We start from the raw sequence: 18,007 nt of genomic DNA on the forward strand, positions 1-18,007 counted from the left end.
TCGGGCTAAAGCCAGGCAGCTTGTAACCGATGGGTTGATGTAGTGGAAATCTGGAGGTTCGACCATGACCACCATGAGTAAGCCGTTCCGCCTCAGTACGGTGCTGGAACTGGCCCAGAAGGACACCGAAAAAGCCACGCAGGAAGTCGGCCGCCTGATGAACACGCGCGAGGCTGCCACCCAGAAGCTGGCCCTGCTGTCCGACTACCGCAACAACTATCACCAGCAGATGCTGAACACGGCCAACGCCGAGGGTGGCATCGACATCACGCGCCTGCGCAACTACACCGCGTTCATTGACCGGCTGGGCGCCGCCGTGGACCAGCAGAAGGGCACGATCAACGCGCTGGAGAGCCAGCTCGAAGCGAGCCGCGCCAACTGGATCGAGAAGCAACGCCGCGAGCAATCGTTCGACATCCTGCGCCAGCGGCACATGGAAGAACTGCGCCTGGATCAGGAGCGCCGCGACCAGCGCGAGAACGACGAACACGCCGCCAAGGTGATCCGCATGCGTGCGGCGCAGGGCGGCAACTGAACACGCGTATACGTACGCAGATGGAAGACGGAGCCAACGTGGGTTTGAGTGCTACCCCCAACACCGCCGCGCAAGACCTGAGCGGCATGCTGTCTGCCAGCAACAATGCTGCCGCCGACAAGTCGCAGAGTGCATCGTCGTCCAACGGCGATACGTTCGGCAACCTGCTGTCAGATCGCATGGCGCAGGATGCAGCGCGCCGTCGAGCCGATGCACAGTCGGCCGCTGACGACGCGGCCAGCCGCCGCGCAGATATCGCTCGCAAGGACGCTGCAAACGCCGGCGCGCGCAATAGCCAAGACATCAAACCGGCTGCGACGGCGCTTCCTCAAACCGTGCCGGCATCCGGCACGCAGGACGCTGCCAGCGCCAAGCCGACGCAACCTGCCGATGCCAAGGACCTGGATGCCGCTGCGGCGCAAGCCGTTGTGGATCCTGCCGCGCAACTGGCTGCCCAGATTGAGGCCGCCCGCCAGGCGGCTCAACAGGCGGCGCAGCAAGTTGCCCAGCAGACTGCTGCCGCATCGGCAACAACCCAGCCAGCGACACAGCCCGGCACACAGTCGAATACCAATGCCAATACCAATACCGGCACCACGGCCGTACAAGGCGCCGGTAATCCAACTGCAACCGATGCCGCCGCACTGGCCGCACTGAGCGCTGCCGCCAATGGCGCGCAGGGTGGTGCCGATGCTGCTGCAGATGCCGCCGCAACCACGCCGGCTGGTCAGGCAGCGCTGCAGGCGGCCAAGGGCGCCAATACGGCCCAGGCCGCTGGTGCCGCTGCCAACGGCAGCACGCCAACGCCACCCGCAACGCCGCTGCCCGATGGCAACACGCTGGCCCAGACTCTGGCGCGCACGCGTGCCGTGTCTGACAATACGCCGCCAGCAGTGCGCCAGCTTGGCAGTGCCGCGTCAACGCAAAACGCCAACGGCGAGCATGGCTTGCCCAAGCGTGCGGAATCCAGCACGCAAAACAACGTCTCGCAAACCGCCGCGGCTGCCGTGGCCGATGCCAACAGCCGCACGGGCAATGGTGGCAACACCGGCACGCAGGCGGATGCACAGGGCAGCGGCACGCAGTTCCAGGGTGTTCTGGCGCGTGCGGATGGCAATGCCATCGCTGCGGCACCGACCTTTGCGATTGGCACCGCGGGCGCGGCGGGCAATATTGCCGGCGCCGCCATTACGCCGGCGCAGGTTCACACGCTGCCCACGTTTGGCGATGCCGCCTGGCCGCAAAGCATGGCGAGCCAGCTTGCCTTCATGCAGGTACACCGTCAGTCGTCGGCCGAACTGCAGTTGAACCCGGCGGAACTGGGCGGGCTGCACGTCAAGCTGGATGTCGACAACGGTGCCGTCAATGCCAGCTTCGTATGCCAGCACCAGGCCGTAGCCGAACTCGTGCAGGACTCCATGCCGCGTCTGCGTGATGCCATGCAGCAAGGCGGCATGCAGCTTGCGCAAACGACTGTCAGCACGGGCGATTTCAGCCAGCAGCAGGGCGCCTGGCAGGGTGCCTCCGCACAGGGCAATGGCTCGGGCAACGGTGGCAACGGCAGCCGCTTTGGCGGCAACGCACAGGGTCGGGCCGATACCACCAGCACCGTGGCCGCTGCACCGCAGCGCGTCTCCAGCCACGACGGTGCCATCGACACGTTTGCATGACAGCAGCGGGGCAACTCCTAAAGTTTTGTGAGGACCCGCCGTTACTCCTCAGGAGTGCCATGACAATGGCCAGCCTGAGTGACGAAAGTTAAGGCGACGAAAGCAGAGAAGGACGGGAAATAACAACGCGAATGCCCCAGCAGCAACGGCGGCTTTGCGATGAATAACAAGGGGGTCAAGTCCGACCGGCGAAGACGGGATCAAACGGGGATCACTTCGCCACATCCGCCTTCGGGTGGATGCAAACGGACCGATGCGGCGTGTCCGAGCCGGGGGGCTGGCGCACCGCATGTTTGCCGTACTTACGGGAGAGCGCACTGAAAGGTGCGCTTTTTGTTTTTGTGGCGCCCGAATGTGTGGCACCACAAGAGGCGCGCACTCGGGTACACGCTCAGGCGCGCGCCTCAGCCGCGGTGAGTGTGTCCGGCGATACGGAGACCACGTGCTCCACGCCGTAGCCGCGTTCCACCCACGCATCGATGCCGCCGTGCAGCGGCCGCACGTGCTTGAAGCCCCGGCCGATCAGCGTGCGCGCCACCATGATGGCGGAGGCCTCGTTGGGGCAGGCGCAGTAGATGATGACCTCGCGGTCGGGGCCATCGATCTCGATGGCGTTGTGCTTGCTCGACATGTCGTACAGCATTGCGCCCGGAATGCGCTGCGGCTGCAGTTGCCGTGAGCTGTCGCTGCGCACGTCGATGATGACCGGCGCCGAGCCCGATTCGATCAGTGCGTGCAATTCGTCGGGCGAGATGCGCACCATCTCCAGCATCTTGCGAAAACGCCAGCGCTGCAGCCATCGCCCGGCTACGTAGAGCGCCGCCAGCACCACGATCAGCAGGATGGCGCGGCTGCCAAGCTGGTCGAGCAACCGCAGCGCCTGGTCGATGCTGTCATGCGCCATGCGCCCGAGCATCAGCCAGATTGCCGCCCAGAGTGCCGAGCCGGCCAGGTTGTACCCTGCGAACACGCTGAATGGCGTGCGCATTGTGCCCAGCAGCGCGGACGACACCGTCGACAGCCCCGGCACAAATTTCGAAATCAGCAGCAGCGGTGCACCCCAGCGCTCGAACTGCGTGCGCGTGCGCCGCACGCACGAGTCAGGCGACAACGACACGCGGCACAGCAGGGCCATCACGTGCCGACCGTAGCGCTTGCCCGCCACGTACCACAGCGCATCACCCAGCAGTGCGCCGGTGATGGCGGCGGGCAGCAACTCCATGAAGTGCAGCGGGCCGATCATGGTAAGCGCGCCGCCCACCAGCAGCGTTGGCACGGCGGGCAGCGGCGCGCCGGCCTGCGTGAGCAGCACGTTCAGGAACACGGCAAACGCACCGTATTCGGCAAGGAGGGGGAACAGGTCGTGCATAGGAGGAAAGCGGAAGGCGCGCGGCAGGCAGATGCGTTTGCCAAGTTACCGCATTCTGGCGTCGTCCGATAGGCATACCTGTATGGACTATTGGGCGGCGTGTCGGGCATGTGAAATTGGCATGACAATAACGCTTTCGCGCACGTATCTGCCGCCATGTCCTCTGCATCCCCCACGAATGCTTCTGACGTTGCCTCCGGCGTTGACGCCGTCAGCATCCGCCCGGCCACGCTGGCTGACCTGCCGGTCATCGTCACCATCTACACGCAGCACGTGCTGTTCGGCTCAGCCAGCTTTGAGGTCGACCCGCCCGACCTGATGGAGATGACGCGCCGCTTCCAGGCGCTGCAAGACGTCGGCATGCCCTACATCGTGGCCGAGGCCGACGGCCAATTGCTCGGCTACGCCTACGCAGGCCCACACCGCGCGCGGCCCGCGTATCGCAATACGGTGGAAGACTCGATCTATCTGGATGCGGCCGCGCAAGGGCGGGGCGTCGGTACGTTGCTGCTGCAGACGCTCATTGCGGAATGCCAGGCACGCGGGTTCAAGCAGATGGTGGCCGTGGTGGGCGGCGGGCATGAGAACCCTGGGTCCGCCAAGCTGCACGCGCGCTGCGGGTTTCGCGAGGTGGGCGTGCTGGAGAAGGTGGGCTACAAGTTCGGGCGTTGGCTGGACTGCTTGCTCATGCAGCGAGCGTTGTAATAGGCCGTGACGTGATTCGAGCACCGTCGTGACATCGCTATTAGGGAGCGTGATATTCACGCCGTTGCGCCTGCTCCAAAATTGCGCGTCGACAAGCTGTAGATTCCAGTGTCGCGGAATCTCATGGTCACCGCGAGCGGAGCCGCTATGTTGCGATCGGCACTAGCTATGCCTGTGGTCTGCGGTATCCCGCGAACCTATCCCAAGTACAAGCGGACGAAGTGACGCCTATCGACTCGCCACAGCACGCTTGGGTATCGCTGTGGCTGGCCTAGCGCTTAGCCCGCGCGGGCGGGTTCCAAATCGCCCTGCGGCATGCTGACCACACGATCGATTCGCGAATGCAAGTTTTTCGCTTCCAGATAGGTGGGTACGCAGCACGATGACGTGCGCCTTTTGTTTTCAATCGATGATGTCCGCACAGGCATCGGTGGGGGCCGCAGCCACGTGCCCCACCAGTGGCACCATCTTCAGCCCGGCCGAGGCGATCCGGCAAGGGGCAGCCACCACACCGCAGCCAGAGAGGAGTGCAGTGCCAAGAAGGGCTGCGGCCAGCAGAATGCGTTTCATCGTGTGTGGGGGTGAAGAAGTCGAAAGCGAATGCCGCGCAGTGTGACACAGGCCCGCCTACAAACCTGTGCGTGTTTGTATCGCGAAATGACAATCTGTGCGGCGTGTGTGTGATTTGTGCATCGCACGAAAGTGAAGCAATCCGAAGCGTTCGGCGGGCGTACAAAGCTGACTTTTGTCGAAAAAGTCACATCTCTGGTTTGCGCAAATAAACCCGCCACGCCTTGCTGTAAGCCACAAAGCCAGCGGTGATGCGGGTTTTCCCGCAATTTCAGATATCGCAACAATAAATTGTCTGTTGCGACATTTATTGTCTGAACAGGCTCGCCTACGATGACTCCATCGAATGCGGCGCCGCAGCGAAACAGTCCAAGAGAAGTACCGGACACTGCCTGACGCGCTGCGCCCATCCCGGAGAAGACATCATGAAAGCCCAACGCACCCTGATCGCTGCCCTGATCGCCCTGGCCACCGTGCCGGCCCTGGCGGCTACCAAGTTCGACGTGTATACCCAAGGCGCCGCAGCCGGCCAACGTTTCGACGTCTACACGCAAGGCGCGAAGGCAGGCAGCAAGTTCGATCCGTACACCGAAGGCGCAAAGGTGGGCGACAAGTTTGATGTGTACAGCCAAGGCGCACTGGCCCGTGCCGGCAAGTTCGACACCTACACGGAAGGTGCCAAGGCCGGCAGCAAGTTCGATCCGTACACCGAAGGCGCACTGGCCCGCGCTGGCAAGTTCGACACCTACACGGAAGGTGCCAAGGCCGGCAGCAAGTTTGACCCGTACACCGAGGGCGCACTGGCCCGTGCCGGCAAGTTCGACACCTACACCGAAGGCGCCAAGGTTGGCGACAAGTTCAACACGTTCACCGATGGCGCCAACGCCTAAGGTTGCAGCCGCCGCGATGGCGGCCTGCCACACCTGATTCACAGAACGCCCGCACGATGCGGGCGTTTTTGTTTTGTTGCGAACCGATATCGTGTCCGCGCGTCTCACTAGCATTTCACGCCTGAAACCCCCTCGATGATCCGTGCCCGCCGCCCCGTTCGCACAGTCCGTTCTACCGTCTGCATCGCTCTGGGCGTGGCGGCCACGATGCTGGCTGGCTGTACCACCTTCGTGACGCCTGGCCCGTTCCAGATCACCGTGCGCGATACGGATGACACGGTGCTCGAGCAATTCGAGTTCCAGGCCGGTTCGTCGGACTCGCTGGATATCGCCATCGTCGGCATGTGCCGCGTCTATCCGGAAGCCATCATCACTGCCGAGCAACTGAAGACGCACGAGCGTGTGAAGGAGAAGTGCAGGCGTTCGTTCGCATCGATGCTCACGTCGTCCTGAAGCGGCTCTGAACCGGCATTGGGCGTTCAGGCCTGAGCAGCTACCATGTCGCCTTGCCAGAACGCACGCACGAGGCCCATGTGAACCCCCAGGACGAGTCCTTTCCGATCCCCCGCTTCGCCTCATCACGGCCGCGCCTGCTGGGCGCATTCGCACTGGGCATCGTTGTTGCTGTGCTGATACCCACACATGGTTGGCTGACGCGCGCGCTGCTCGGCTGGGACGTTGCCGTGTGGACGTATTTGTTGCTGGTATCGGTGATGATGCTCAAGGCCGATCCGCGGCGCATTCGTGCTGTGGCCCGTCGTGAGGATGAGCGCGCCTCGGCGGTGCTGGCGGTGGTCTGCCTGGGCGTGGTCGCCAGCATGGTGGCGATTGCCTTTGAGCTGGTCACGGCCAAGTCAGCGGGGCACGCACAGGCGTGGCACTACGCGTTGACCGGCGTGACGGTGGTGGGTGCCTGGCTGATGGTGCCGATGATGTTCACCGTGCATTACGCGCATTTGTACTACCACAAGCCGAACGCGCCGACGCTGGTGTTTCCCGACCGGGAGATCGAGCCCGATTACTGGGATTTTCTCTACTTCTCCTTTACGATCGCGGTCGCCAGCCAGACGGCCGACGTCGCTATCCGCTCGCGCACCATGCGGCGGGCGGTGCTCGGGCAGTCGCTGCTGTCGTTCTTTTTTAATACGAGCATCCTCGCGCTCTCCATCAACATTGCTGCCGGTCTGTTTTCATGACGAAGCTTCCTCCGCCCATGCATTCCCGCACCATCGATATCGTCAGCTATGTACTGGTGGCCGCCATGATCGCGGCCGTGTTGTGGCTGCATCTGCTGCCGGCGGCCATTGCCGGCTTTCTTGTCTATGCGCTCGCGCGCAAGCTGGAGGTGCGCCTGCGTGAGCGGCGCACGCTGTCCAAGAGCGCCAAGGCGATTGCGGTGGGCGGCGTGTTCCTGATCGCCGCACTGATTCTTGCCGGGCTGGGCATCGGGATCGGCCGCCTGGTCGAACACGGCCACGGGCTTGAGGGCATGCTCACGCGCATTGCCGATGTGCTCGACAACCTGCGTGAATCGCTGCCGGCTGCAGTGGTCGACTATGTACCGCAGTCCGTGTCTGAGCTGCGTGTGCAGCTCGTGCAGATGCTCAAGGAGCATGGGCACCAAGTGTCGACCATCGGTATCGATGGGTTGCGTGCCAGCGCGCTGATGCTGGTCGGGCTGATCCTGGGGGCGATGGTGGCGTGGTCTGACACGCCGGATCCGGCACGTCACAAGCCGCTGGCTGCGGCCCTGCTGAACCGGTTGGGGCGGCTGACGGCTGCGTTCGAGGCGGTGGTGTTTGCGCAAGTGAAGATCTCCGCGCTCAACACGGCGCTGGCGGCCATCTACCTGCTGGGGGCGCTGCCGTTGTTCGGGCAGCACGTGCCGTATTCCAAGTCGCTGATCCTGCTGACCTTCGTGGCCGGGCTGATTCCGGTGGCAGGCAACCTGATCTCCAACACGGCCATCGTGCTGATGAGCGTGACGGCATCGCTGGAGCTGGCGGTGGCGTCGCTCGTCTTCCTGGTGGTGGTGCACAAGCTGGAGTACTTCGTGAACGCGCGCATCATCGGCAGCCGCATCGATGCGCGTGCCTGGGAGCTGATTCTCGCGCTGATCGTGATGGAAGCTCTGTTCGGGGTGGGCGGCGTGATTGCCGCGCCGGTGCTGTATGCCTACATGAAACGCGAACTGACGGACGCCGGGCTGATCGGCTGAAGCGTCGGTTCCGGGGTGATCCGCCAGCGCCCCCGCGCTGACGGCATCGGCAGAAAAGAGCGCGCCCTACGGGACGAGGGGCGCGCAATAACTCGCTGACCGAGAGACGTCAGCGAGCCGAGGGTCGGTACACGGGGAGGCGGTGGCGGGCGACGGATGCATGGCGTTGCCGCTCACGTCCACGGCTTCGGAGGTTACGAAGCAGCAGATGACACGGTCGTCGAGCAAGGCCTGATAGAAGAGGTCTCCCATCGCGCGGTAGTGCGTTCCCGTTATCAGGATTTTCATGGCTCCCCTCCCATGACTGGCCGGTGTGCGGCGGCCAAGTCTCTGGGGCGCCGGTCACCGATTCGGTGTGCAGATCGTGCACATGCGCTGGCTGGTGGGGCCGCGCATGCGCCGGGTCCGTCTGGCTGTCGGTGCTGGCGCTGTTTGCGTTGCTGGCGTCGTACCGCAGTCCATGCTGGCGAGTATAGAAAGCGCCTCCTGGCGAGCCATGCTACGAACGGACGAGCCTCGTGCACGAAAATGGCTAACAGGTTAGCTGTCTGCCAAGGCAAGTGCGGTGGGGGTTTGCGGGGGTTTGAGGGAGGGATTCTGGTGAAACGGCGCGGTATATGGTGACGCTTCTGCCTGGACAATAATTTGTCTGGTTTGCGCTAATCGTTGTCGAATTTGCGGCAACAAGCCTGCACCGTTTGAGCGCATGATTGAGCGTTCCTCGCTTGAATTCCTTTCTCCACAAAAACCATCATGCAAACCACCGCAAATGGCCCAGCCGCGGATTTGGCCAACCCCGCAGCAACCCCAGCCGCGCAGGCAGACAAGACCGGCTTTGGCGTGATCGGCGCTATCAGCTTCGCGCACTTCCTCAACGACATGATGCAGTCGTTGATCCTGGCGATCTATCCGCTGCTCAAGGGCAACTTCCATCTCGATTTCTCGCAGATCGGGCTGATCACGCTCGTGTATCAGATTACGGCGTCGCTGCTGCAGCCGATGGTCGGCCTCTATACCGATAAGCATCCGAAGCCGTATTCGTTGTCGGTGGGCATGGGCTTTACGCTGGTGGGGCTGCTGCTGATGTCGGTGGCGCCCAACTTTGGCACGCTGCTGCTGGCGGCCGCGCTGGTGGGGACGGGCTCGTCGATCTTCCATCCGGAATCGTCACGCGTGGCGCGCATGGCTTCGGGCGGCCGGCACGGTCTGGCGCAATCGCTGTTCCAGGTGGGCGGCAACGCGGGCAGCGCAATGGGCCCGTTGTTGGCGGCGCTCATCATCATGCCGTATGGTCAGCACAGCTTGGCGTGGTTCTCGATTGCTGCGCTCATCGCCATCTTCGTGCTGTATCACGTGGGCGGCTGGTACAAGCGTGAACGCGCTGTAGGGCATGGTCGCAAGGCGGGTGGCCGCGCGCATGCGGCGGTCAAGCTGTCGGGCCGTCAGGTGGCGTTTGCGATGACGCTGCTGGTCGTGCTGTTGTTCTCCAAGTACTTCTACCTGGCGAGCCTGAACAGCTACTACACGTTCTACCTGATCACCAAGTTCCACCTGTCGGCGCAGACCTCGCAACTGTTCCTGTTCCTCTTCCTGTTCTCGGTGGCGGTGGGCACGATCGTCGGTGGCCCGATTGGCGACCGCGTGGGCCGCAAGGTGGTGATCTGGGTGTCGATCCTGGGTGTGGCGCCGTTCACGCTGATGCTGCCGTACGCCAACCTGTTCTGGACGGCGGTGCTGACGGTGATCATCGGGCTGGTGCTGGCCTCGGCGTTCTCGGCCATCCTCGTGTATGCGCAGGAGCTGATTCCCGGCAAGGTGGGGATGGTGTCGGGCATGTTCTTCGGGTTTGCGTTCGGGCTGGGCGGGATCGGCGCTGCCGTGCTCGGCAAGCTGGCGGACGCCACCGACATCTACAACGTCTACCACCTCTGCTCGTTCCTGCCGCTCATCGGCCTGCTGACGGTGTTCCTGCCGGACATCGAGCGCAAGCAGCGTTTGCAGACGGCATGATGGGCTAGTGATGGTGTTGCCGGGCATTGGCCAGCAACGCCATCACTTCACTGTCTTCGGTCTGATCGAAATTGTCGTAGTACTGCCCGACGGCCTGGAAGCTGAAGTCAGGGGGAGCGATGAGGCACACGCCGTCATCCACCTCGGTGCGCAACGCCTGCCAAGTGGTCTTGGGCGCGGTGGGAACCGCCAGCACAAGGCGCCCGGGTTTGGCACGGCGCACCGCAGCCAGTGCTGCACGCACGGTTGCCCCGGTTGCAATGCCGTCGTCTGTCACGATGACGGTCGCGCCCGCCAGCGGCAAAGGTACGACGCCGTAGCGTGTGCGGCGGCGTTCCAGTTCTGTCAGCTCTTGCGCCGTCACCTCGTCCAGATACGCCTGCGAAGGGGCGATGGCATCGAGCAGTTCAGTGTTCCACTCGATATGCGGCGGTAGACCCGCACCGCAATCGGCCAGCGCACCGAGCGCCAGCTCGGGCTGCCACGGTGCACCGAGCTTGCGCACCAGCAGCACGCCGAGCATTGCGTTCAACGCTTGCGCAATCGCATAGCCGACCGGCACACCGCCGCGCGGCAGTGCCAGCACGATTCGCGGCACAGGAAGGTCGAGCGCTGCGAGCGCAGCGGCGAGTTGCCGGCCGGCATCTGCGCGATCACGGAATCGATCACAAGAAGGCGCGCGCATGACGGCACGGCGCTAAGCGAAGGCGCGTGCTGAGCCGCTGCGGCCCCACTTGCGCACACGCAGCGCGGCAAAGATCAGCGTGATACCCCACACGATGGCCCACGCGCCAATCCACCACAGTACGGCCAGCACACCTGCCTCGGGGCGCCACAGCAGGACGCCCGCCAACAGCACGCTGGCGATGCCGCCAAGGATCAACCACCATTCGCCGTGCAGTTCTTCACGTAGGCGCATGGCCACCACGATTTGCAGCACGCCCTGCGCGAGCAACCACGCGGCGATGTACAGCAGCAGCCCCAGCGCGGTGACGGCCGGGTTGAAGAGCGTCAGCACACCCACCGCCACGCCCAACGACCCCTGCAGCAAGGTCGGCCAGCGATCGTGGCTGCGGTGCTGGCCGCCGAAGGCTGTTGCCAGCAGCAGGCAACCCTCCACCAGCGCATAGACACCAAACACCAGAACCAGCGCAGCCAGCGTTGCCGCCGGCACCACGAACGCGCCAACCCCGATGGCCAACGCACATAGCCCGCGCAGCGCGAGCACCCACCACAATTTGGAAAGCATATGCAGCATGAACAACACTCCTTGGTCGAAAACGAAAAGCGACCGCGCGCCGGGCGCGGCGAGCGATCGCTGATGGTTCCAAGGTAGTGCAGAGTGTTGCGAGCCTCAATGCAGGCGCGGTGATTTTGTGCGCCTACGGGGTCACATTTGGCGAATTCCCTCGCGCAATGTGCACGCGGCGCAATACCGCGCTACATCTTGATGCTCACGCGTGCCCACGCGGTGCGCCCCGGCTCGGGGATGGGCGAACGTGCCGGAAAGCCGAAACCTGCATCGCCGGCCAGGTTCAGGTGCTCGGTGTAAGCCTTGTTCAGCACGTTGTCGACGCCCACCGCCACGCGCACGGTCTTGCTGACGGCATAGCCCGCATGCAGCGACAACACACCAAAGCCAGCACTCGGCCCGAAGTCCTGGCCGACCACGTTGCCCTGGTTCAACGCGTAGCGGTGCTGTGCCGCCGCCACGCGCCACAGGCCGCCAGCCGACCACGACCCGCGCTCGTACTCGACGCCCAGGCGCAGATCGAGCGGCGGCATTTGCGGCAGCGGTTGTCCGGTGCTGCTGTTGCGTCCCCACGCATACGCGAGCGCACCATCCACGCGCCATGCATTGCTCACGCGCCATGTTCCGCCGATCTCGCCGCCGGCAATGCGAGCATCTACGTTGGTCGTTTGTGACATCGGCCCCATCATGCCGGGGCGGTAGTTGAAGAGGATGAAGTCGTTGACCACACCTGCATACGCCGACACCCACGCATCAAAGCGCGCGCTCTTGTACTGCGCCCCGATATCGAGCTGCGTGGTCTTCTCTGGCCGAATAGCGGAGAACGCGTTGACGGAGCCCGTGGGGCCCATGCTCGGCGAGATCAGCTCCCAGTAATCCGGAAAGCGCTCCGCGTGCCCAACACCAGCGTACAGCGTGGCGGGCACGCCGGATACGTCGTGCTCGTAGCGAACAAAGCCACTGGGCAGCGTGCGTGAGCGGTCTTGGCCCGCGGTCGGGTTGGGGCGGCTGCCCATCATGCTGTTGATCGATGCGCGATCATCGCGCGCGCTGGCCTGGTCGATGCGCGCGCCGGCAATCACGCGCTGGTGCTCGGCTGCAAACCAGGTCAGCTCGCCAAAGGCGCCGGTGTTGAAGAAGCTGGCGCTGGGCACCCACGATTGGCTGCTGTACGACACCATTTCTGTGCCGCTACGTGAGCGCAACCGGCTCGTCTGCATGTCCAGGCCGGTGACGAGCTGCAGCGCGTCGGCCCAGCGCAGCGTGGCGGCCACGCGCCCACCGACCGTGCGTCGGCCCACGTCGGCAGCCATGCCCATCGGCATGCTGCTCATCGGGTCGGGTTTGCGCAGCGTGAAGTTGTCCATCACGTGGTCGGCATCGTTGTAGTAGAGCTGCGCCTCGATGCGCTGCAGGACTTCACCGATGTGCGATTTGTCAAAGCGCAGCCCCACGCTCTCGCGGCGGAAGTGTGCGCCGTCCATGCCGCGTCCGGCATAGCGCGCGTAGCCATCGCCGGTACCGGCGGTCAGCTCCAGGCGCGTGTGGTCGTCAGGGGTGAGGCCGAGCGCGGTGTCGACGTTCCACTTGTCCCATTGCGAGGGGATGGTGTTGCCGTTGCCGTCTTTGTAGTCCTGCTGGTGCGCGTGGTTGGCGGTGATGCGCGCATAGGCGTCGGGCGTGCCGGCGGTGAAATCGGCATTTTGGTCATTGCGGCCGAAGGACCCGCCGACCACGCTGCCGTCAAAGCGCGTGCCGGGCTCGGTAAAGCGCTTGGTATTGCGCTCGAACAGCACGGTGCCCGCCGAGCCGACCGGCCCGTAGATCACCGATTCCGGCCCTTTGATGACGGTCAGCTTGTCGTAGCTCTCGGGCGAGATATACGACGTGGGCGCATCCATGCGGTTGGGGCACGCGCCCAGCATCGACGTGCCGTTGGTGAGGATGTTCAACCGCGAGCCGAACATACCGCGCAGCACCGGATCGCCATTGGTGCCGCCGCTGCGGATGGACGTGAAGCCGGGGATGGTCTTGAGGTAGTCGGCACCGTCGCTGGCGGGCAGCGGCTGGCGTGGCGATTTCGGGTCGGTGACGATGGTCAGCGGCGACGATGGCGGCGGTGCAATCACCATCGTGGTCGCCAGGTCGATTTCAGGTGGCGTGGGCTCCGCCGCGTGGGCGACGGACATGGACGACAGCGCGGCAACCGCCAGGGCAACAGCGTGCCGCCCGGAGTGTGGGTGATCCAGCTTCATGAGAAAGACAAAGACGAAATGGGTGAAGCCCGCCGCCGCAACTACGCGGCGCGGGCGAAGGTGTCTTGAGATGGGGGGGATCAACCCAGCGGTGGGCCGCGGGCGCGCCGTTGCGGCGCAGGTGTGGCAAGGCGAGGTGTGAGGATGTCCGTTGCGCTGACACTGCCCAGCAAGGCCGGCGCGTTGGGTGTATCGATATCGAGCGTGGGCGCGATGTCTGCCATGACGACGCACGCGCCACAGCACGCAGGCGCCGACATGGATTGCTCGACACGCTTGCGCTCACCCGGATCGGACAGCGGGATGATCATCACGCCCGTGCCGTGCGCGGAGCACAACGTCACCGGCAATTGCTCGGCATGCGCGCGTGCGGCATGCGCCAGCGGCATCCATGCGGTGGCTAGCAGGTAAGCCCACAGCAGTAACCACGCAACCGCGCGCCCACCGGCAAGATGCAGGCGGGGAAAAGGTTTCCAGACGAGGCGGCGGGCGGACATCGCGCGAGGATACTGCCGGCTCAGCAATCGGTAACTTTGCTGCGACCCCGTGCCGCAGGCACTACGCCAGCCGTGCGAACCCCAGTGCCAGGCCTAGCCCGATCAGGATCACGCCGATTACGCGATCGACCATCTGCTGCCGTGCCAGCAGCGAGCGCCGCAACGCACCCGACGCAAACACCGTTGCCACCAATGCAAACCACGCCGCGTGCGCAACCGACATGAAGAGCCCGTAGCCGAACTGTGCCGCCAGCGGTGTGCCTGGGTGAACAACCTGCGTGTACGTACTGACGACGAACAATGTCGTCTTCGGGTTGAGCGCATTCGTGAGAAACCCCATGCGCAGTGCCGCGCCGGCCGACAGCGTGTGGCTGCCCGTGCCGTCATCCGCTGTCCTGCCCACGGACACCGGCTTGGCCGACAGCGTCTTCCAACCGATCCACACCAGATACGCCGCGCCGACCAGCTTGATGCCATGCAAGAGCGCCGGCGCATGCGCAATCAGCAGACCCACGCCGAACATCGTGTAGAACACGTGCACCTGTACACCCAGCGCAATGCCCAGTGCGCAGAGCACGCCAGCACGCCGGCCATACAGCAAGCTGTTGCGCGTGACCATGGCGAAATCCGCCCCTGGGCTGATGACGGCCAAGATGGTGATGACGGCAACGGCAAAGAGTTCGGCCATGTCAGGCGCTCGAAGGAAAGTGGGGATGCGCCGATTCTGGGCGAATGGGACATCCCTGAAAATCGATTTATGATGCCGTTTTTCAGTGAGAAAAACTGACAGATGGCACTTCCGCCGCTCAATACCTTGCGTGTGTTCGAAGCCGCAGCCCGACACGGCAGCTTCGTGCGCGCTGCGCAGGAATTGCACGTGACACATGGTGCCGTCAGCCGCCAGATACGGCAGTTGGAGGAATCGCTGGGGGTGGACTTGTTCGAGCGGCGCAACCGGGCCGTCTTCCTGACGCCTGCGGGAGAACAACTGCGCTTGGCGGCCGTCGATGCGTTCTCCATCCTCACAGAAAGCCTTGACCGGATTGCACGCCGCGCAACGTCTTCCGCGCTGGTGGTTTCGTGCGAACCGACGCTGGCGATGCGGTGGTTGATTCCGCGCCTGTCACGCTTTCAGGCGCGGCATCCCTCCATCCAGGTGCACTTGTTCGCGGCAGGTGGCCCGATCGATTTTGCGCGCACGGGTGTCGACGTTGCCCTGCGCCGCAATGACTTTGCATGGCCAGCACACGTGCACGCCGAGCCCATCTGCGAGGAATGGATTGGCCCTGTGCATGCGCCGCATGCCGATGCCGCAGCATGCAAACGTCTGTTGCACACCGCCACGCGCCCCGACGCCTGGCAGACGTGGTGGCGCATCAGCGGTATGCCGCGTCCGCGCGGGCGGTTGTCCGAGGCGCGCTATGAACACTTCTATTTGAGCTTGCAGGCCGCGTTGGCCGGGCAAGGCACCGCCATCGCCTCAAAGCTGATGGCGGGTGACGACCTGAAAGATGGGCGACTGGTGGCGCCGGACGGCTTCCAGCGTGATGGGTCTGCGTACTGCCTGCTGTCGAGCGTGCCGATTACGCCCGACAGCCCGGCTGCTGCATGGCTCGCCTGGCTGCGTGAAGAGACTGCCGCCTCGTTGTCAGACTGACGCTGCCGTTATGCCGCCGCGTGCCGGCCCGCGCCCAGAATGCCGCGGATGGTGGCGAGATACGCCTCACCCACGGCACGATTGAGTGGCCGTGCGCGCGAGACTCGTTGATATGGCGGACGCGTCACACCCAGCGTGCGGCACACCTCTGACACATACGGGCGACCGTGTCCTTCCATGCGCATGACGACTTCGCACAGGGCTTGATCGCCCAGGCGATTGCGCAGCCACGCCACGGTTTGGCGGTCGTACTCGTTTTCGATGCGGATCAGGTCGTCCATGGTGGATAGCTGTATGAATGTACAGGTACTGTAAATATATACAGTTATTTGCAGAATTCAAGGACGGTGTTGTATCGGGTGACTCAATTCATGAGATGGGCGACTTAATGCCCGGCGCTGGTGGACACATCAGACGGCGCCGTAAAAATCCGCGCATGCAACCCGTGAGCTTTATTCACCGGCATTTGCGTCTTCCGATATGCCACGCCGCCGATTTGCAAACGACAATAGCGGCAACCGTAGCGAGCCGCCTGCACAAGAGAGGTGGCTTGGCCGCGCTTTGCATCGTTGATCAGGCAATCAGAATCCGCGGCTGCAAGCACGGCGCGCCGGGTGTCTGAATATCGATGCCGGCGCTATTCTTTCTACAGATTGACTTCATGTGCTCGCGCGATGGCGGACGACAATCTTCCTCATGTGCTGGTCGTCGATGACGATCCCGCAATCCGCGAACTGCTTACCGGATACCTTGGCGAAAACGACATCCGGGTCACTGCAGCATCCAGCGGAAAAGAGATGAATGCGGCGCTCGAGATGTTCGCCATTGACCTCGTGATTCTGGATCTGCGCATGCCTGGCGAGGATGGCGTGCAGATTGCGCGCGCACTGCGTGAGCAGTCAAACCTTCCCATCATGATCGTCTCGGGAAAACGCGATGAAGCCGACCGCGTGATGGCCCTCGAACTGGGTGCGGACGACTATCTGACTAAGCCGTTCAGTTCTCGTGAGTTGCTGGCACGTGTGCGTGCGCTGCTCAGACGCGCCAGTGCGATGGCGCCGTCGGTCGGAAGAACCACCGATGCAAGGGCCTATCGGTTTGCAGGGTGGGAGCTCAATATCGGCACCCGAAAGCTGACCGATCCAGCAGGTGCCGCTGTCGAGCTGACCAACGGCGAGTTCTGCCTGCTGAACGCGTTTCTCGCTGCGCCGGGCCATGTGCTGTCCCGAGACCAGCTTCTGGAATCGAGCCGGCTCTACGATGACGTTTATGACCGTTCGATCGACGTTCAGATTTTGCGTTTGCGGCGAAAGATCGAGCCCGATCCCGCGCATCCCTCGGTCATCCGCACGATCCGCGGTGCAGGCTACGTGTTTAGCGTTCCCGTAGACAAGTTGACAGGAGCTGCCATCCGAACGACGGCCAAGGAACTGGGTTGACGGTGTGGCTACCGCTGCGGTTGTTGAGCCTGTCTAACCGTCACAAGCGCGGCAACCAAAGCGGCAAGCGCATCAGACGTGAAGGGTTTGCCCAACACGCCGTCGGCTCCTAGCATGTCAGCCAATTGCAGATGACCTGCGGCATGGGCTGGAAAGTAACCAGAGATTGCGATGAACGAGGCAAACGGAAACTGTGCACGCAGGCGCCCAATTTGGGCACGCGATGCGGCTTTGCCCGGTAGGTTGCAATCGACGACCACGAGCGAAACAGCGCGTCCATCGACCGAATCCTTAACGTTGAGCGCCGTGCGTTCAATGACGTGATGCCCGGCGTCGCGCAAAGACATTGCAATCAGTTCGCGTATCGAAGGATCGTCTTCAACGACCAAGATGTTCAGGCGGTTTGGAAGAGCCACAGGTCAGTCCAACAAGTTGGGAGCGCGGACGGTATCCGCTGTGGCTTCGATTGCAGCGTTGGCCGATTGCGCAAGCGTTTCGTGCTGGCCCGTGAACATTACATTTGAAATGTCGGCCTGACGTCCAGGTCATCACGCTACCGTCAACATGTCCGATCCAGACGTGCTTGCTCGCGCAGGATTCCGCGCGCAACCGCTGTGGCGCTTCATCATCGCAGGGTGGCTTTTTGTGGCGGTGCTGGCAGGTGCTGCCGGAATGGAGGTGTGGCGTTCACGCGCCCGAGCGCTCGACATGGGGGACCGGGAGCTTGCGCTGCTGGCGACCGCTGCAGCCGAGCATGTTGCGGGCGCGATGCAAGTGGGGCAGCGGATCCTGGTGTTGCTTGAGTCGACGCATGTGCTGACCACCCAGGACGCGAACCGCGCCGCGATGGCTTTACTACAGCGGCAGATGGCTGACGCGCCGCAACTCGAGACACTCCTTCTTTACGATGCATCGGGCCACCTAGTGGCAAGCTCCTTGG

The 18,007-nt window shown here is 63.6% G+C and carries 20 protein-coding genes; 11 read left to right on the plus strand and 9 right to left on the minus strand.

The features are described from left to right. Positions 1 to 64: 64 nt before the first annotated feature. Together fliJ and C404_RS35635 are read left to right on the plus strand one after the other, a co-directional pair. Positions 65 to 535 (plus strand): flagellar export protein FliJ, encoded by a 471-nt coding sequence (gene fliJ / locus C404_RS35630; RefSeq protein ID WP_021193510.1) that lies wholly within the window; start codon positions 65 to 67, stop codon positions 533 to 535. A gap of 38 nt (positions 536 to 573) precedes the next feature. Then, the gene (locus C404_RS35635) at positions 574 to 2,205 is read left to right on the plus strand and encodes a flagellar hook-length control protein FliK (RefSeq protein ID WP_031328893.1); all 1,632 of its coding nucleotides are present in this window, start codon (positions 574 to 576) and stop codon (positions 2,203 to 2,205) included. Between the two features lie 391 nt (positions 2,206 to 2,596). Here C404_RS35635 and C404_RS35640 read toward each other — a convergent pair whose 3' ends face one another. Next, a complete protein-coding gene (locus C404_RS35640; RefSeq protein ID WP_021193512.1) occupies positions 2,597 to 3,574 on the minus strand; it encodes a DedA family protein/thiosulfate sulfurtransferase GlpE in 978 nt (325 codons plus the stop codon). 156 nt (positions 3,575 to 3,730) lie between these two features. Here C404_RS35640 and C404_RS35645 point away from each other — a divergent pair, with 156 nt between their 5' ends. Beyond that, positions 3,731 to 4,279, plus strand: a complete 549-nt coding sequence (locus C404_RS35645; RefSeq protein WP_021193513.1) for a GNAT family N-acetyltransferase — start codon at positions 3,731 to 3,733, stop codon at positions 4,277 to 4,279. 402 nt (positions 4,280 to 4,681) lie between these two features. Here the strand turns inward: C404_RS35645 and C404_RS60415 are convergent, their stop codons facing one another. After that, the gene (locus C404_RS60415; protein WP_021193514.1) at positions 4,682 to 4,849 is read right to left on the minus strand and encodes a DUF6726 family protein; all 168 of its coding nucleotides are present in this window, start codon (positions 4,847 to 4,849) and stop codon (positions 4,682 to 4,684) included. 425 nt (positions 4,850 to 5,274) lie between these two features. Between C404_RS60415 and C404_RS35650 the strand changes: the two genes are divergently transcribed. The 5 genes from C404_RS35650 (at position 5,275) to C404_RS35675 (ending at position 9,967) form a co-directional block, all read left to right on the plus strand. Next, positions 5,275 to 5,739: a hypothetical protein gene (locus C404_RS35650; RefSeq protein ID WP_021193515.1), complete on the plus strand. Its 465-nt coding sequence runs from the start codon at positions 5,275 to 5,277 to the stop codon at positions 5,737 to 5,739. A 135-nt stretch (positions 5,740 to 5,874) separates the two neighbouring features. Then, positions 5,875 to 6,192 (plus strand): hypothetical protein, encoded by a 318-nt coding sequence (locus C404_RS35655; RefSeq protein WP_021193516.1) that lies wholly within the window; start codon positions 5,875 to 5,877, stop codon positions 6,190 to 6,192. A gap of 80 nt (positions 6,193 to 6,272) precedes the next feature. Next, positions 6,273 to 6,935 carry a DUF1345 domain-containing protein gene (locus C404_RS35660; protein WP_031328894.1) on the plus strand — a complete coding sequence of 221 codons (663 nt, stop codon included), beginning with the start codon at positions 6,273 to 6,275 and terminating at the stop codon, positions 6,933 to 6,935. After that, a complete protein-coding gene (locus C404_RS35665; protein ID WP_021193518.1) occupies positions 6,932 to 7,957 on the plus strand; it encodes an AI-2E family transporter in 1,026 nt (341 codons plus the stop codon). Before C404_RS35660 ends, C404_RS35665 begins: the two co-directional genes overlap by 4 nt. 753 nt (positions 7,958 to 8,710) lie before the next feature. Beyond that, positions 8,711 to 9,967, plus strand: a complete 1,257-nt coding sequence (locus C404_RS35675) for an MFS transporter (RefSeq protein ID WP_021193520.1) — start codon at positions 8,711 to 8,713, stop codon at positions 9,965 to 9,967. A gap of 4 nt (positions 9,968 to 9,971) precedes the next feature. On the opposite strand, the gene C404_RS35680 is transcribed toward C404_RS35675, so the two are convergent. The 5 genes from C404_RS35680 to C404_RS35700 form a co-directional block, all read right to left on the minus strand. Further along, the gene (locus C404_RS35680; protein ID WP_021193521.1) at positions 9,972 to 10,652 is read right to left on the minus strand and encodes a phosphoribosyltransferase; all 681 of its coding nucleotides are present in this window, start codon (positions 10,650 to 10,652) and stop codon (positions 9,972 to 9,974) included. Positions 10,653 to 10,664: 12 nt separating this feature from the next. Next, positions 10,665 to 11,225, minus strand: coding sequence for an HdeD family acid-resistance protein (locus tag C404_RS35685; protein WP_021193522.1), 561 nt, complete (start codon positions 11,223 to 11,225; stop codon positions 10,665 to 10,667). Positions 11,226 to 11,407: 182 nt separating this feature from the next. Beyond that, complete coding sequence (locus tag C404_RS35690) at positions 11,408 to 13,474, minus strand: TonB-dependent copper receptor (RefSeq protein ID WP_021193523.1); 2,067 nt, start codon at positions 13,472 to 13,474, stop codon at positions 11,408 to 11,410. Between the two features lie 80 nt (positions 13,475 to 13,554). Continuing rightward, entirely contained in the window at positions 13,555 to 13,971 is a 417-nt protein-coding gene (locus C404_RS35695; protein WP_049285715.1) for a DUF2946 family protein, read from the minus strand. Between the two features lie 61 nt (positions 13,972 to 14,032). Next, the gene (locus tag C404_RS35700) at positions 14,033 to 14,659 is read right to left on the minus strand and encodes a LysE family transporter (RefSeq protein WP_021193525.1); all 627 of its coding nucleotides are present in this window, start codon (positions 14,657 to 14,659) and stop codon (positions 14,033 to 14,035) included. 102 nt (positions 14,660 to 14,761) lie between these two features. On the opposite strand from C404_RS35700, the gene C404_RS35705 reads away from it, so the two are divergent. After that, positions 14,762 to 15,628: a LysR family transcriptional regulator gene (locus tag C404_RS35705; protein ID WP_021193526.1), complete on the plus strand. Its 867-nt coding sequence runs from the start codon at positions 14,762 to 14,764 to the stop codon at positions 15,626 to 15,628. 8 nt (positions 15,629 to 15,636) lie between these two features. Here the strand turns inward: C404_RS35705 and C404_RS35710 are convergent, their stop codons facing one another. Next, positions 15,637 to 15,909 carry a hypothetical protein gene (locus C404_RS35710; RefSeq protein ID WP_021193527.1) on the minus strand — a complete coding sequence of 91 codons (273 nt, stop codon included), beginning with the start codon at positions 15,907 to 15,909 and terminating at the stop codon, positions 15,637 to 15,639. A 393-nt stretch (positions 15,910 to 16,302) separates the two neighbouring features. Between C404_RS35710 and C404_RS35715 the strand changes: the two genes are divergently transcribed. Then, the gene (locus C404_RS35715) at positions 16,303 to 17,067 is read left to right on the plus strand and encodes a response regulator (RefSeq protein WP_031328895.1); all 765 of its coding nucleotides are present in this window, start codon (positions 16,303 to 16,305) and stop codon (positions 17,065 to 17,067) included. An 8-nt stretch (positions 17,068 to 17,075) separates the two neighbouring features. On the opposite strand, the gene C404_RS58760 is transcribed toward C404_RS35715, so the two are convergent. Beyond that, entirely contained in the window at positions 17,076 to 17,483 is a 408-nt protein-coding gene (locus C404_RS58760) for a response regulator (protein ID WP_064808017.1), read from the minus strand. Between the two features lie 148 nt (positions 17,484 to 17,631). On the opposite strand from C404_RS58760, the gene C404_RS59880 reads away from it, so the two are divergent. Beyond that, on the plus strand, positions 17,632 to 18,007 hold a 376-nt coding region (locus C404_RS59880), incomplete at its 3' end, for a hypothetical protein (RefSeq protein ID WP_152524409.1).

The sequence above is a fragment of the Ralstonia sp. AU12-08 genome (assembly GCF_000442475.1).
Taxonomy (GTDB): domain Bacteria; phylum Pseudomonadota; class Gammaproteobacteria; order Burkholderiales; family Burkholderiaceae; genus Ralstonia; species Ralstonia insidiosa.